Below are 13,226 nucleotides of genomic sequence, written 5' to 3' on the forward strand. Positions count from 1 at the left end.
TGTCACCGGCCGTCGACGCGCGGCCGTCGCAGTAGGAGCAAGAGTGAGACGTACCCCCCGCCCGGCGACCGCAGCCGGAGCCCTGGCCGCCACCGCCGCACTGCTGGCCCTCGGCATACAGACGGTCCCCGCGGCCGCCGAGACCTCCCCCCACCCGAGTCCCCTGCGCACCGGCGGCCTCCAGGCCGAACTCACCCCGGCCCAGCACGCGGCGCTGCTGAAGAAGGCATCGAAGCAGACCGCGGCGACGGCCGGCACGCTCGGCCTGGGCGCGAAGGAGAAACTGGTCGTCAAGGACGTCGTCAAGGACAACGACGGCACCCTGCACACCCGTTACGAGCGCGCCTACGCCGGTCTGCCGGTCCTCGGCGGCGACCTGGTCGTGCACACCCCGCCGGCCGCCGAGGCCACCGGCACGGTGAGCACCACCTTCAACACCAAGCGGACCATCAAGGTCGCCTCCACCACCGCCGCGTTCGCCAAGTCCGCCGCCGAGACCAAGGCACTCAAGGCCGCCAAGGCCCTCGACGCCGTCAAGCCCACCACCGACAGCGCCCGCAAGGTGATCTGGGCGGGCGGCGGCACGCCGAAGCTCGCCTGGGAGACGGTGGTCGGCGGCCTCCAGGACGACGGCACACCCAGCCAGCTGCATGTCGTCACCGACGCGAGCACGGGCGCGGAGCTGTACCGGTACCAGGCCGTCAAGACCGGCACGGGCAACAGCCAGTACAGCGGCACCGTCACCATCGGCACCACGCTGTCCGGTTCGACGTACCAGCTGAACGACACCACGCGCGGCACCCACAAGACGTACAGCCTCAACAACGGCACGTCCGGCACGGGCACGTTGATGACCGACGCGGACGACGTGTGGGGCACCGGCTCCGGCTCCAACACGCAGACCGCCGGGGTGGACGCCCACTACGGCGCCCAGACCACCTGGGACTTCTACAAGAACACCTTCGGCCGCAGCGGCATCAAGAACGACGGCGTGGCCGCCTACTCGCGCGTCCACTACAGCACGGCGTACGTCAACGCCTTCTGGGACGACGACTGCTTCTGCATGACCTACGGCGACGGCACCAGCAGCACCCACGCGCTGACCTCGCTCGACGTCGCCGGCCACGAGATGACCCACGGCGTCACCTCCAACACCGCGAACCTCAACTACACCGGCGAATCGGGCGGGTTGAACGAGGCGACGTCCGATATCTTCGGCACCGGCGTGGAGTTCTACGCGGCCAACTCGACCGACGTGGGCGACTACCTCATCGGCGAGAAGATCGACATCAACGGCGACGGCACGCCCCTGCGTTACATGGACGAGCCCGACAAGGACGGCGGCTCCGCGGACAGTTGGTACTCCGGCGTCGGCAACCTCGACGTCCACTACTCCTCGGGCCCGGCGAACCACATGTTCTACCTGCTCTCCGAGGGCAGCGGCACCAAGACCGTCAACGGCGTCACCTACAACAGCCCGACCTCCGACGGCGTCGCGGTCACCGGCATCGGCAGGGCCGCGGCCCTGCAGATCTGGTACCGGGCGCTGACGACGTACATGACGTCCAGCACCTCGTACGCGGGCGCCCGCACCGCCGCCCTGAGCGCGGCCGCCGACCTCTACGGCACCAGCTCCACCCAGTACGCCGGGGTCGGCAACGCCTTCGCCGGCATCAACGTCGGCAGCCACATCACGGTCCCGACGACCGGCGTCACGGTCACCAACCCGGGCAGCCAGTCCTCGACCGTCGGCACCGCGGTGAGCCTCCAGATCAGCGCGAGCAGCACCAACAGCGGCTCACTGACCTACGCGGCGAGCGGCCTGCCGACCGGCCTGTCGATCAACGGCTCCACGGGCGCCGTCTCCGGCACCCCGACGACCGCGGGCACATACAGCACGACGGTCACGGTGACCGACAGCACGGGCGCGACCGGCACCGCCTCCTTCACCTGGACGGTCAGCTCCAGCGGCAGCGGCACCTGCACCTCGGCCCAGCTCCTGGGCAACCAGGGCTTCGAGTCGGGCAACACCACCTGGACCGCCAGCAGCGGCGTCATCACCAGCTCCAGCAGCCAGGCGGCCCGCACCGGCTCCTACAAGGCCTGGCTGGACGGCTACGGCTCCACCCACACCGACACGCTCTCCCAGTCGGTGACCGTCCCGAGCGGCTGCACGGGCACCACGTTCACCTTCTACCTGCACATCGACACGGCCGAGACCACCACCAGCACCCAGTACGACAAGCTGACGGTCACCGCCGGATCGACCACCCTGGCCACCTACTCCAACCTGAACGCGGCCAGCGGCTACGTCCAGAAGTCCTTCAGCCTGTCCGCCTTCGCGGGAACCACCGTCACGCTGAAGTTCTCCGGCGTCGAGGACTCCTCGCTCCAGACCAGCTTCGTGGTGGACGACACGGCCGTGACGACCGGCTGACACTCCCCGCACACAGCGACGCGGGTCCCGTCCGGGGCCCGCGTCGCCGCGCGTGCTCACACCTCTTCGACCGCCACCGCACCGGCGCGGGGCGCGTCCTGCCGGTGCCCGTCCACCTGGACGAGCAGCCCGAGCAGCGAGGCGACGGTGAGCCCGGCCTCGGCGGGGTGGCGCAGGATCTTGCCCTGCGCGATCCGGTAGGTGTTGCTGCGCCCCTCCCGTGTGTGGGACAGGTATCCGCTCTGCTCCAGATCGGAAATGATCTTCTGGACAGCGCGCTCCGTGAGTCGGCAATGGGCGGCGATGTCGCGCACCCGAGCGCTCTGATTCTCGGCAATGGCCGCCAGTACCCGCGCATGGTTGGTGATGAACGTCCACCCCGCGTGCGGCTCCGTCGCTCCACTCATGAAGGCATCGTACGCCTAGGGATTCCGGTAAGAAAATACACGAAGCGAATTTCATGTATCCCTTGACGTGAGTTAGCGTTCGGGTGAACCTGGTGACGTCGGAACGGTGGGTGTTCCCAGCCCTGGGGAGAGGACCATGTCCAAGTCGGCACCCTGCTGCGCCGGGCCGGTCAACGAATGCACGAGGCTTGCCGGCCACGGCGCTGAGACACGGCTGACGGTCTGCGCCCGGCCCGACGGCGACCGGACGACGGTCACCGTGCGCGGCGACCTCGACCTCGCCGCCGACCAGGAGCTTCAGCAAGCCCTGCGCTCGGCGCTCACGGACTCCGGCAAGGGCATCGACCTGGACCTCGCCGGCGTCGAGTTCTGCGACTGCTCCGGACTCAACACCCTGCTGGGAATCCGGCAGCAGGCCCTCGACCAGTGCAAGACGGTCACGATCCACGCCATCAGCCCGGCCGCCGAACGAGTGTTCGCCCTCACCAATACCCTGCCCCTGTTCACCTCGGAGGGTCAGATGGTCCAGGAGGACGACGCCTCGCACGCCGCGACGGACCCGCGGGTCGAGGTCGTACAGCTGCGGCGGGCGATGCAGACCCGGGGGCTCATCGATCTGGCCCGCGGCATCCTCATGGCCACCTTCTCGCTCAGCGCGGAGGAGGCCTGGAGCGTCCTGGTGATGACCTCGCAGAACACCAACACCAAGCTCCATCGCGCGGCACAGCAACTGGTGGACTCCGTCCGGGGCGAACCCCCGCCCGAGGAGGCCCGCAAACAGCTGACCGCCGCCGTAACCCACGTCACCGCCGTACGCGAGAGGGCGCAGGGGGCGGAGTAAGGAACACACGCGGGACGGCGGCAGCCGCTCGTCGGATCCGGAGCCCCACCATGCGGTCGCGGCTCAGCCGCGCGGTCCCGCGCCGTGCAGGAGCGTGTCGATGACGAGCGTGGCCTGCGCGTCCGGGTCCTGATCCGCGCCGGGCCTGTTGAGGGCTTCACCGAGAAGGGCGTAGTACACCTGCCGCGTCCACTCCAGGTCCGCGTCCGGGGCGAGGAGCCCCTTCGTCGCCGGGTCGGCCTGGACCCGGTGAACCGGGAGCACTTCCGCCGCGTCCTGGTCCGGTTCGTCGCCCCCGCCCCGCCCGGGCGCAGATCAACGGTCGACCCTGCCGCCGGTGGCCGACCTGCGCGCGTCCTGGGCGGAGTTCGCGGAGTCCGTCACCTGGCCCGGATTCCAGGCCCGCGTCCCGCGCCTCGGGAAGGCCATCGCCGAGATCGGCCTCGACGAGATCGAGCGGAACCTCGGTCACTACGCCGGCCTCATCAACCAGCAGGCCTAGGCATCCCACGCCCTTGTCGCCGGCCGGCAGCCGATCTGCCGGCCGGCGTGACGACGTCCCGAGCGCCCTCCCAGCGCGACAGCGAATACTTGGCTAGCCACACTTTTGCTGTTACGTTAGTTATGTGTCCAGCCACCTAAATGGGTGGCGGCACGGGAGGAGTCGTCATGAAAGCCATCCTGTTCGACCGTTTCGGAGGCACGGACGTGCTGCACGAGGCGGACATCGAGGTCCCGCAGCCCGGTCCCGGCCAGATCCGCGTCCGCGTCCGGGCGGCCGGACTGAACGCGCTGGACGGCAAGATCCGCTCCGGCGCCATGGAGGCCGCGTTCCCCACGCCGCTCCCCGCCGTCCCCGGTGCCGAGCTCGCCGGCGTGGTGGACGCCCTGGGTGAGGGTGTGCGGGACGTGCGGGTGGGCGACGAGGTGCTGGGCTGGTCGGACACCGGCTCGTACGCCCAGTACGCCCTGGCCACCACCGTGGCCCCCAAGCCCGCCGGCCTCGACTGGCGGCACGCGGTCGCGCTGCCGGTCGCGGGCGAGACGGCCGAGCGGGTCCTGAACCTGCTGGGCGTCGCCGCCGGGGAGACCGTACTGATGCACGGCGCGGCCGGAGCGGTCGGCACCCTGGCGGTCCAGCTCGCCACGGCCCGCGGAGCGCGTGTCATCGCCACCGCCGGCCCCGCCAACCAGGACTACCTCACCTCGCTCGGCGCCACCGCCACCCTCTACGGCGAGGGCCTGGTCGAGCGGGTCAGGGCACTGGCCCCCGACGGCGTGGACGCGGTCTTCGACCTGGCCGGCAAGGGAGCCCTCGAGGACTCCATCACCCTGCGCGGCGGCACCGAGCGCATCGTCACCATCTCCGACTTCCGCGCGCACCAGCTCGGCGTCACCTTCTCCAGCGGCGGCCAGGAGCGCTCGGCCACCCGTCTGGCCGAGCTGGCGCAGGACGCCGCGACCGGCAAGCTCGTCACCACCGTCAACGCCTTCCCGCTCGACCGGGCCGCCGAAGCCCAGCAGGTCAGCGACGCCGGGCACGTGCGGGGCAAGCTCGTCCTCACCGTCGACTGAGCACGCCCACCCTTCCCCCTGTCACGACCATCTCCGCACCGAAGGACCCCTCATGCTGAACGCCCTGTGGACACCGACCACCATCGGCGAGATCCCCCTCCCCCACCGCCTGGTCATGGCCCCCATGACCCGCGACCGCTCCACGCCCGAAGGCGTCCCCACCGAGCTGAACGCCGAGTACTACGCCCAGCGGGCCTCGCACGCGCTCATCATCACCGAGGGCACCCAGCCCTCCCCCGACGGCCAGGGCTACCTCCTCACCCCCGGCATCCACAATGACGAGCAGATCGCCGGGTGGCGCAAGGTCACCGACGCCGTGCACGAGGCCGACGGCCGGATCGTCATCCAGCTCATGCACACCGGACGTATCGCCCACCCCGACAACACCCCGCACGGCCGTCAGCCCGTCGCCCCTTCGGCGGTCCAGCCGCAGGGCGTCATGTTCACCGCGTCCGGGCCCCAGGAGATGCCGGTGCCCCGCCCTCTGTCGACGCAGGAGGTGGCGGCGACCGTCGACGACTTCCGCCGCGCCGCTGCGGCCGCCATCGCGGCAGGCGCCGACGGCGTGGAGATCCACGGCGCGAACGGCTACCTGGTGCACCAGTTCCTCGCCGACAACACCAACCAGCGCACCGACCGTTACGGCGGTTCCCTCGACAACCGCATCCGCTTCGCCGTCGAGGTGGCCGCCGCCGTGGCCGACGAGATCGGCGCCGACCGCACCGGCCTGCGCATCTCCCCCGGCAACCCCTACAACGACATCGCCGAGTCCGACACCGCCGAGCTGTATCCGGCGCTCCTGCGCGCCCTGAGCCCGCTCGGCCTCGCCTACCTCCACGTGATGCACGCGGGCGACGAGGAGCTGCTGGGCACCCTGCGCGCGCTGTGGCCGACCACGTTGGTCCTGAACCGGGCCGGCACCGACATCGTCACCCGCGCCAAGGACGTCGACAACGGCACGGCCGACCTCGTCTCGGTCGGCGCCCTGGCCCTCGCCAACCCGGACCTGGTCGAGCGGCTACGCTCTGACGCGCCACTGAACACCCCCGACCCGACGACCTTCTACGGCGGCGGAGTGGCCGGCTACACCGACTACCCCACCCACACCGTCTGAGGAACCGATGCCCGGCACACACCGCACCCCGTCCACGGCCAGCGAGGGGCCGATGAGCTACGCGATCTTCCAGCTCGCCCGCGCTCATCGCGCCCGCGCCGGCGTCATGCTCCGTGAGATGGATCTGCACCCCGGACAGGAACTGCTGCTGATGCAGCTCCTCGACCGCGACGGCCAGACCCAGTCCGAACTGCTCGAAAGCGTCGGCCTGGACCACTCCACCGTCTCCAAGTCGCTGCGCCGCATGCAGGAGGCGGGCCTGCTGGTGCGCGAGCCGGCCGCGCACGACCGGCGGGTCATGGTCGTCCACCTCACGGACAAGGGCCGGGCGATGCGCGAGCCCATCGCGGCCATGTGGCGGGCCCTGGAGGAGACCTCCGCGCTGAACCTGTCGCAGCAGCAGGCGGAGTCCTTCGTCAGCACCGCCTACGCCATCGCCGACGCGATCAACAGCCGCGCTGTCCCGCAGGGCGATTCCGAGTGACTCCCGGACGCGGTCCGTTCAGGCAGAGTTGACGCCCCGCCACCCGAAAAATGAACGTTTCCGCAGGTCAGGACCTGCGCAGGTGGGGCGGGTGGGACTCGAACCCACGGCCGACGGATTATGAGTCCGCTGCTCTAACCGGCTGAGCTACCGCCCCATAGCGGCGTGTCGCGTACATGTGTGCGCGCCGTCTGCCGCAGCATAGCCGCTCATACGATCTCCTGCTTCGTATGGTCGACTTCGCATGCCCTGAAGGACTCCGCTGTGACCTGCACGGTTCCCGGGGCAAGGGTGATCACATGAAAAAGGACCCCTTCGGGGGTCCTTTTTCAACGTGCTCTCCCGACTGGACTCGAACCAGTAACCTGCCGGTTAACAGCCGGCTGCTCTGCCAATTGAGCTACGGAAGATCGAAGCTCCCCCGACTGGACTCGAACCAGTAACCTGCCGGTTAACAGCCGGCTGCTCTGCCAATTGAGCTACGGAGGAATGCCTCGTTGCATCGAACGTAGCTCCCTGGGTAGTCGCCAGGGGGCGGGCGTTCGCTGCGACACATACATTAGCGCAAGCAGGGGGGTGCTCCGCCAATCGGTACTTCTGCACGACGGAAGGGTGGCTCCGCCATGCGCTACAAGCTCACGTTCGTCACCGGGCTGGCACTGGGTTATGTGCTGGGCACCCGGGCCGGACGGGAACGTTACGAACAGCTGAAGAAGTCGGCACGTCAGGTGTCCCAGAACCCCGCGGTCCGCAACACCGCCGAGTCGGCCGCCCAGCAGGGCCGCCAGTTCGCGGGCAAGGCGTACCACGTGGTCAGCGAGAAGGTGGGCGAGCGGGTTCCCGAGTCGGTGACTCAGCGGGTGCGCTCCCTGCGGGACAGGAACACGAACGGTGCGGCACAGGACGACTGGGGCACCAGCAACACATAGCCCGGCGTCGCCGGAGACAGACCTGGGGGCGCGGGGAACGGCGCGAACGACCGCGTCGTACCCGCGCCCGACAGCGCCCGCGCACCTCCACGGCGCGTGGCCCATAGAATTTCCGCCATGGGGATAGTCGCCGGGCTGGACAGTTCGCCCGATTTCACTCGCATCGTCGTCTGCGACGCGGACACCGGTGCCGTGCTCAAACAGGGGTATGCCCCGCATCCGGTGGAAGGCCGCCCCTCCGACGTCGATCCCCAGGCCTGGCTCCTCTCCCTCGGCGAGGCGGCCGGCGGAGGACTCCTCGAGGGCGTGCAGGCCATCGGCGTGTCGTCCCAGCAGAACGCGGTCGTGCCGCTGGACTCCCAGGGCAACACCGTGCGCCCCGCACTCGTCGGCGGCGACAAGCGCGCCCAGGTCGCGGCGGCCGATCTGGTCGACGCGCTCGGCGGGCGCGAGGCGTGGGCCCAGGCGGTGGGATGCGTACCGCAGGCCGCCCAGCCCGTCACCAAGCTCCGCTGGCTGGTCAAGAACGAGCCGGACGCGGCCGCCCGTACCGCCGTCCTCCTCCAGGCCCACGACTGGCTGGTGTGGCAGCTCCTCGGCAGGCCGGTCCGCCGGACCACCGACCGCGGGGGCGCCTCCGGCACCGGCTACTGGTCGGCCGCCACCGGCGGCTACCGCACCGACCTCGTCGAGCTGGCGCTCGGTCACCAGGCCATGCTGCCCGAGGTGATCGGCCCCTCCGACGCGGCCGGTACGACTCCGGAGGGGCTGCTGATCTCCGCCGGCACCGGCGAGACCATGGCCGCCGCCTTCGGGCTGGGGATCGGGCTCGGCGACGCCGTCGTCTCGCTCGGGGCCTCCGGCTCCGTCATGGCCGTGCACCCCGAGGCCCTCGTCGACAACACCGGGATGATCACGTCCCTGGCCGACGCCACCGGCATGCACCTGCCGGTCGTCACCACGCTGAACGCCGTACGCACCCTGCGCGGCACCTCCGAGCTGCTCGGGCTGCCCGACCTGGAGAGCCTGTCCGAGCTGGCGATGAAGTCGACGCCGGGCGCCCACGGCCTGGTCCTGCTGCCGTATCTGGAGGGCGAGCGGACGCCGAGCCTGCCGCACACCGCCGGAACCCTCGCCGGGCTGCGGCGGGAGTCGATGAAGGCGGAGCATCTCGCGCGGGCCGCGTTCGAGGGCATGCTGTGCGGGCTCGCCGACGCGCTCGACGTGCTGCGCGGACGCGGTGTGGAGGTGCGGCGGGTCTTTCTGCTGGGGGCGGCGGCCGAGCTGGCGGCCGTGCAGGCGGCGGCGCCGTCGATCTTCGGGGCGCAGGTCGTCGTACCGCAGCCCGCGGACTACGCGGCGCGCGGTGCCGCCCGGCAGGCCGCCTGGGCGCTCGGCGTGTCGCAGGGCACGCTCGACCCGCGCAACCCGCCGGCCTGGCAGGGGGCGGCCGCGCAGATCCTGGAGCCCGGCGAGGACCTGGCGGTGGGACAGGCGGTGCGCCAGCAGTTCGTGTCGGTGCGGGAGCAGACGCATCCGGGGGCGTTCCGGTCGTAGCGGAAGGTAAGAGACCGGTAGGAAACCAGCGGTTCTGTACCCGGAAGGCCGTACGAAGCACTGCTGTCGGCTTAATCGGTTGAGGTAACGCGGGGGGAGTGTCCGACGATAGGGGCCAGGGGCAACCACCCTGCTCCTACCGCCGACTCCGAGAGACAAGCGTGCTCATACGACTTCTGCGGACCTATCTCAGGCCCTACCGGAAACCCATCGCCCTCCTGGTGGTGCTGCAGTTCCTGCAGACCTGCGCCACCCTCTATCTGCCCACGCTGAACGCGGACATCATCGACAGCGGCGTCGTGAAGGGCGACACCGGGTACATCCTGTCCTTCGGCGCACTGATGATCGGTATCTCGCTGATCCAGGTCGTGTGCAACATCGGTGCCGTCTACTACGGCGCGCGGACGGCCGCGGCGCTGGGCCGGGACGTGCGGGCCGCCGTGTTCGACCGGGTGCAGTCCTTCTCCGCCCGCGAGGTGGGCCAGTTCGGGGCGCCCTCGCTGATCACCCGGACGACGAACGACGTGCAGCAGGTCCAGATGCTGGCCCTGATGACGTTCACGCTGATGGTGTCCGCGCCGATCATGTGTGCGGGCGGGATCGTGCTGGCGCTCGGTCTGGACGTGCCGCTGTCCGCGGTCCTCGTCGCGGTCGTCCCCGTGCTGGGTGTCTGCGTGACCTTGATCGTGCGGCGGCTGCGCCCGCTGTTCCGGGCCATGCAGGTGCGCCTCGACACCGTGAACCAGGTGCTGCGCGAGCAGATCACCGGCAACCGGGTGATCCGCGCCTTCGTGCGCGACGACTACGAGAAGGACCGCTTCCGGCGCGCGAACGCCGAGCTCACCGAGATGTCGCTGGGCACCGGCAAGTACCTCGCGCTGATGTTCCCGATGGTCATGACGGTGGTGAACGTGTCGTCGATCGCGGTGGTGTGGTTCGGCGCCCACCGGATCGACGACGGGCAGATGCAGATCGGCGATCTGACGGCGTTCCTCGCCTATCTGATGCAGATCGTCATGTCCGTGATGATGGCCACCTTCATGTTCATGATGGTGCCGCGCGCCGAGGTGTGCGCCGAGCGGATCCAGGAGGTGCTGGACACCTCCTCGAGCGTGGTTCCGCCCAAGGCTCCGGTGCTGGAGCTGCGCCGCCACGGCCATCTGGAGATCCGCGGGGCGGGCTTCCGCTACCCGGGTGCCGAGGAGCCGGTGCTCAAGGGCGTCGACCTCGTCGCCCGGCCCGGCGAGGTGACCGCCGTCATCGGGTCGACCGGCAGCGGCAAGTCCACGCTGCTGGGGCTGGTGCCCCGGCTGTTCGACGCCACCGACGGCGAGGTGCTGGTCGACGGGGAGAGCGTGGCGGGCATCGAGCCCGAGCTGCTGGCGCGGACCGTCGGCATGGTGCCGCAGCGGCCGTACCTCTTCGCGGGGACCGTGGCGAGCAATCTGCGCTACGGCAATCCGGACGCCACCGACGAGGAGCTGTGGCACGCGCTGGAGGTGGCGCAGGCCAAGGACTTCGTGGAGCGGCTGGAGAACGGGCTCGACTCCCCCGTCGCCCAGGGCGGCACCAATGTCTCGGGAGGTCAGCGGCAGCGGCTCGCCATCGCCCGTACGCTCGTGCAGCGCCCGGAGATCTATCTCTTCGACGACTCCTTCTCCGCCCTCGACTACGCCACCGACGCGGCCCTGCGCGCGGCCCTGTCCCGGGAGACCGCCGAGGCGACCGTCGTGATCGTCGCCCAGCGGGTGGCGACCATCCGGGACGCCGACCGGATCGTCGTACTCGACGAGGGACGGGTCGTCGGCACCGGCCGGCATCACGAACTGATGGCGGACAACGAGACCTACCGGGAGATCGTGCTCTCCCAGCTCACGGAAGCGGAGGCTGCCTGATGGCCGGGCCCATGGGGCGCATGATGGCCGGGACCGGCCCCGATCACCGGTCGATGGACTTCAAGGTGTCGGGACGGCGGCTCCTGTCCCACTTCCGGCCGGAGCGGTTCACGGTCTACGCGCTGGTGTTCTGTGTGTTCGTCAGCGTGGGTCTGTCGGTCGTCGGGCCGAAGATCCTCGGCGAGGCCACCGACCTGGTCTTCGCGGGCATCGTCGGACGGCAGATGGAGCCCGGCGCCTCGAAGGAGCAGGTGCTCCAGGCGATGCGGGAGCGCGGGGACGGCCAGGTCGCCGACATGCTCCGCAGCACCGACTTCACCCCGGGCGAGGGCATCGACTTCGGTGCCGTCGGCCATGTCCTGCTGATCGCGCTCGTCGTGTTCGTCGCCGCCGGGCTGCTGATGCTGGTGGCGACGCGGCTGGTGAACCGGGTCGTCAACCGGACCATGTTCCGGATGCGGGAGGACGTACAGACGAAGCTGTCGCGGCTGCCGCTGTCGTACTTCGACAAGCGGCAGCGCGGTGAGGTGCTGTCCCGGGCGACGAACGACATCGACAACATCGGGCAGACCCTCAACCAGTCGATGGGCCAGCTCATCAACTCGATCCTCACCATCATCGGGGTGCTCGCGATGATGTTCTGGGTGTCGTGGCTGCTGGCGCTGGTCGCGCTCGTCACCGTGCCGCTGTCGTTCGTGATCGCCACGCGCGTCGGCAAGCGGTCTCAGCCGCACTTCGTGCAGCAGTGGCGCTCGACCGGCAAGCTCAACGCGCACGTCGAGGAGATGTACACCGGGCACACCCTGGTGAAGGTGTTCGGGCGGCAGGACGAGTCGGCGCAGCAGTTCGCCGAGCAGAACGAGGCGCTGTACGAGGCCGGGTTCAAGGCGCAGTTCAACAGCGGGATCATGCAGCCGCTGATGATGTTCGTGTCGAACCTGAACTATGTGCTGGTCGCCGTGGTGGGTGGCCTGCGCGTCGCCTCCGGCACGCTGTCCATCGGTGATGTGCAGGCCTTCATCCAGTACTCGCGCCAGTTCTCGATGCCGCTGACGCAGGTCGCGTCGATGGCGAACCTGGTGCAGTCCGGGGTCGCCTCGGCCGAGCGGATCTTCGAGCTGCTCGACGCGGAGGAGCAGGAGGCCGACCCGATGCCGGGCGAGCGGCCCGCCGAGCTGCGGGGGCGGGTGGCGCTGGAAGGCGTGTCCTTCCGGTACGACCCCGAGAAGCCGCTCATCGAGGATCTGTCGCTCAAGGTGGAGCCGGGGCACACGGTCGCGATCGTGGGGCCGACGGGCGCGGGCAAGACCACGCTGGTCAACCTGCTGATGCGGTTCTACGAGGTCTCCGGCGGGCGCATCACTCTCGACGGGGTCGACATCGCGCGGATGTCCCGGGACGAACTGCGGGCCGGGATCGGCATGGTGCTCCAGGACACCTGGCTGTTCGGCGGCACGATCGCGGAGAACATCGCGTACGGGGCCTCGCGGGAGGTCACCCGGGGCGAGATCGAGGAGGCCGCGCGGGCCGCGCACGCGGACCGGTTCGTCCGGACGCTGCCCGACGGGTACGACACCGTGATCGACGACGAGGGCTCGGGGGTCAGCGCCGGTGAGAAGCAGCTGATCACCATCGCGCGGGCGTTCCTGTCCGACCCGGTGATCCTGGTCCTCGACGAGGCGACGTCGTCCGTCGACACCCGGACCGAGGTGCTGATCCAGAAGGCGATGGCGAAACTGGCGCACGGACGGACGTCGTTCGTGATCGCGCACCGGCTGTCGACGATCCGGGACGCGGACACGATTCTGGTGATGGAGAACGGGTCGATCGTGGAACAGGGTTCACACGGGGACCTGTTGGCCGCGGACGGCGCGTACGCGCGGCTGTACAAGGCACAGTTCGCGCAGGCGGTGGCCGAGGTCGACTGAGGAGGGGGCGGGGCAGGTCGGCGGTCGGCTGCGGGCGCGTGGGGGCTGGTCGCGCAGTT

General features: G+C 70.0%; 12 protein-coding genes and 3 tRNA genes. 10 read left to right on the plus strand and 5 right to left on the minus strand.

All coding sequences use genetic code 11. The features are described from left to right. The first annotated feature begins 43 nt into the window (after positions 1-43). A complete protein-coding gene (locus OG381_RS16945) occupies positions 44-2,437 on the plus strand; it encodes a M4 family metallopeptidase (RefSeq protein WP_327716935.1) in 2,394 nt (797 codons plus the stop codon). A 56-nt stretch (positions 2,438-2,493) separates the two neighbouring features. On the opposite strand, the gene OG381_RS16950 is transcribed toward OG381_RS16945, so the two are convergent. Beyond that, complete coding sequence (locus tag OG381_RS16950; protein ID WP_327716936.1) at positions 2,494-2,844, minus strand: helix-turn-helix transcriptional regulator; 351 nt, start codon at positions 2,842-2,844, stop codon at positions 2,494-2,496. Positions 2,845-2,980: 136 nt separating this feature from the next. Between OG381_RS16950 and OG381_RS16955 the strand changes: the two genes are divergently transcribed. Next, positions 2,981-3,685, plus strand: coding sequence for an ANTAR domain-containing protein (locus tag OG381_RS16955; protein ID WP_327716937.1), 705 nt, complete (start codon positions 2,981-2,983; stop codon positions 3,683-3,685). Positions 3,686-3,748: 63 nt separating this feature from the next. Here OG381_RS16955 and OG381_RS16960 read toward each other — a convergent pair whose 3' ends face one another. Next, complete coding sequence (locus tag OG381_RS16960; protein ID WP_327716938.1) at positions 3,749-3,949, minus strand: hypothetical protein; 201 nt, start codon at positions 3,947-3,949, stop codon at positions 3,749-3,751. A gap of 73 nt (positions 3,950-4,022) precedes the next feature. Here OG381_RS16960 and OG381_RS16965 point away from each other — a divergent pair, with 73 nt between their 5' ends. The 4 genes from OG381_RS16965 (at position 4,023) to OG381_RS16980 (ending at position 6,858) form a co-directional block, all read left to right on the plus strand. After that, positions 4,023-4,187 (plus strand): hypothetical protein, encoded by a 165-nt coding sequence (locus tag OG381_RS16965; protein WP_327716939.1) that lies wholly within the window; start codon positions 4,023-4,025, stop codon positions 4,185-4,187. 167 nt (positions 4,188-4,354) lie between these two features. Then, entirely contained in the window at positions 4,355-5,260 is a 906-nt protein-coding gene (locus OG381_RS16970; RefSeq protein ID WP_327716940.1) for an NADP-dependent oxidoreductase, read from the plus strand. Positions 5,261-5,312: 52 nt separating this feature from the next. Then, the gene (locus OG381_RS16975; RefSeq protein ID WP_327716941.1) at positions 5,313-6,374 is read left to right on the plus strand and encodes an alkene reductase; all 1,062 of its coding nucleotides are present in this window, start codon (positions 5,313-5,315) and stop codon (positions 6,372-6,374) included. Between the two features lie 7 nt (positions 6,375-6,381). Further along, positions 6,382-6,858 (plus strand): MarR family winged helix-turn-helix transcriptional regulator, encoded by a 477-nt coding sequence (locus OG381_RS16980; protein WP_327716942.1) that lies wholly within the window; start codon positions 6,382-6,384, stop codon positions 6,856-6,858. An 83-nt stretch (positions 6,859-6,941) separates the two neighbouring features. On the opposite strand, the gene OG381_RS16985 is transcribed toward OG381_RS16980, so the two are convergent. The 3 genes from OG381_RS16985 to OG381_RS16995 form a co-directional block, all read right to left on the minus strand. Next, positions 6,942-7,015: transfer RNA gene (locus OG381_RS16985), tRNA-Ile, on the minus strand. Positions 7,016-7,195: 180 nt separating this feature from the next. After that, positions 7,196-7,268, minus strand: a tRNA-Asn gene (locus OG381_RS16990). A 6-nt stretch (positions 7,269-7,274) separates the two neighbouring features. After that, positions 7,275-7,347: transfer RNA gene (locus OG381_RS16995), tRNA-Asn, on the minus strand. A gap of 134 nt (positions 7,348-7,481) precedes the next feature. Between OG381_RS16995 and OG381_RS17000 the strand changes: the two genes are divergently transcribed. From OG381_RS17000 to OG381_RS17015, 4 genes are all read left to right on the plus strand, one after another. Continuing rightward, entirely contained in the window at positions 7,482-7,787 is a 306-nt protein-coding gene (locus OG381_RS17000) for a YtxH domain-containing protein (protein WP_307030964.1), read from the plus strand. A gap of 117 nt (positions 7,788-7,904) precedes the next feature. Continuing rightward, positions 7,905-9,344 (plus strand): xylulokinase, encoded by a 1,440-nt coding sequence (locus tag OG381_RS17005; RefSeq protein ID WP_327716943.1) that lies wholly within the window; start codon positions 7,905-7,907, stop codon positions 9,342-9,344. Between the two features lie 161 nt (positions 9,345-9,505). Next, the gene (locus OG381_RS17010; RefSeq protein ID WP_327716944.1) at positions 9,506-11,239 is read left to right on the plus strand and encodes an ABC transporter ATP-binding protein; all 1,734 of its coding nucleotides are present in this window, start codon (positions 9,506-9,508) and stop codon (positions 11,237-11,239) included. Next, positions 11,239-13,167 carry an ABC transporter ATP-binding protein gene (locus OG381_RS17015; RefSeq protein WP_327716945.1) on the plus strand — a complete coding sequence of 643 codons (1,929 nt, stop codon included), beginning with the start codon at positions 11,239-11,241 and terminating at the stop codon, positions 13,165-13,167. Before OG381_RS17010 ends, OG381_RS17015 begins: the two co-directional genes overlap by 1 nt. The last annotated feature ends 59 nt before the right edge of the window (positions 13,168-13,226 follow it).

It is taken from the genome of Streptomyces sp. NBC_00490 (assembly GCF_036013645.1).
GTDB lineage: Bacteria > Actinomycetota > Actinomycetes > Streptomycetales > Streptomycetaceae > Streptomyces > Streptomyces canus_F.

Excerpts from the sequence above, each read along its gene's own strand:
- OG381_RS16950 (WP_327716936.1), bottom strand. The coding sequence starts at position 2,844 with ATGAGTGGAGCGACGGAGCCGCACGCGGGGTGGACGTTCATCACCAAC.
- OG381_RS17005 (WP_327716943.1), top strand. The coding sequence starts at position 7,905 with ATGGGGATAGTCGCCGGGCTGGACAGTTCGCCCGATTTCACTCGCATC.
- OG381_RS16955 (WP_327716937.1), top strand. The coding sequence starts at position 2,981 with ATGTCCAAGTCGGCACCCTGCTGCGCCGGGCCGGTCAACGAATGCACG.
- OG381_RS16975 (WP_327716941.1), top strand. The coding sequence starts at position 5,313 with ATGCTGAACGCCCTGTGGACACCGACCACCATCGGCGAGATCCCCCTC.
- OG381_RS16980 (WP_327716942.1), top strand. The coding sequence starts at position 6,382 with ATGCCCGGCACACACCGCACCCCGTCCACGGCCAGCGAGGGGCCGATG.
- OG381_RS16970 (WP_327716940.1), top strand. The coding sequence starts at position 4,355 with ATGAAAGCCATCCTGTTCGACCGTTTCGGAGGCACGGACGTGCTGCAC.
- OG381_RS17000 (WP_307030964.1), top strand. The coding sequence starts at position 7,482 with ATGCGCTACAAGCTCACGTTCGTCACCGGGCTGGCACTGGGTTATGTG.
- OG381_RS17015 (WP_327716945.1), top strand. The coding sequence starts at position 11,239 with ATGGCCGGGCCCATGGGGCGCATGATGGCCGGGACCGGCCCCGATCAC.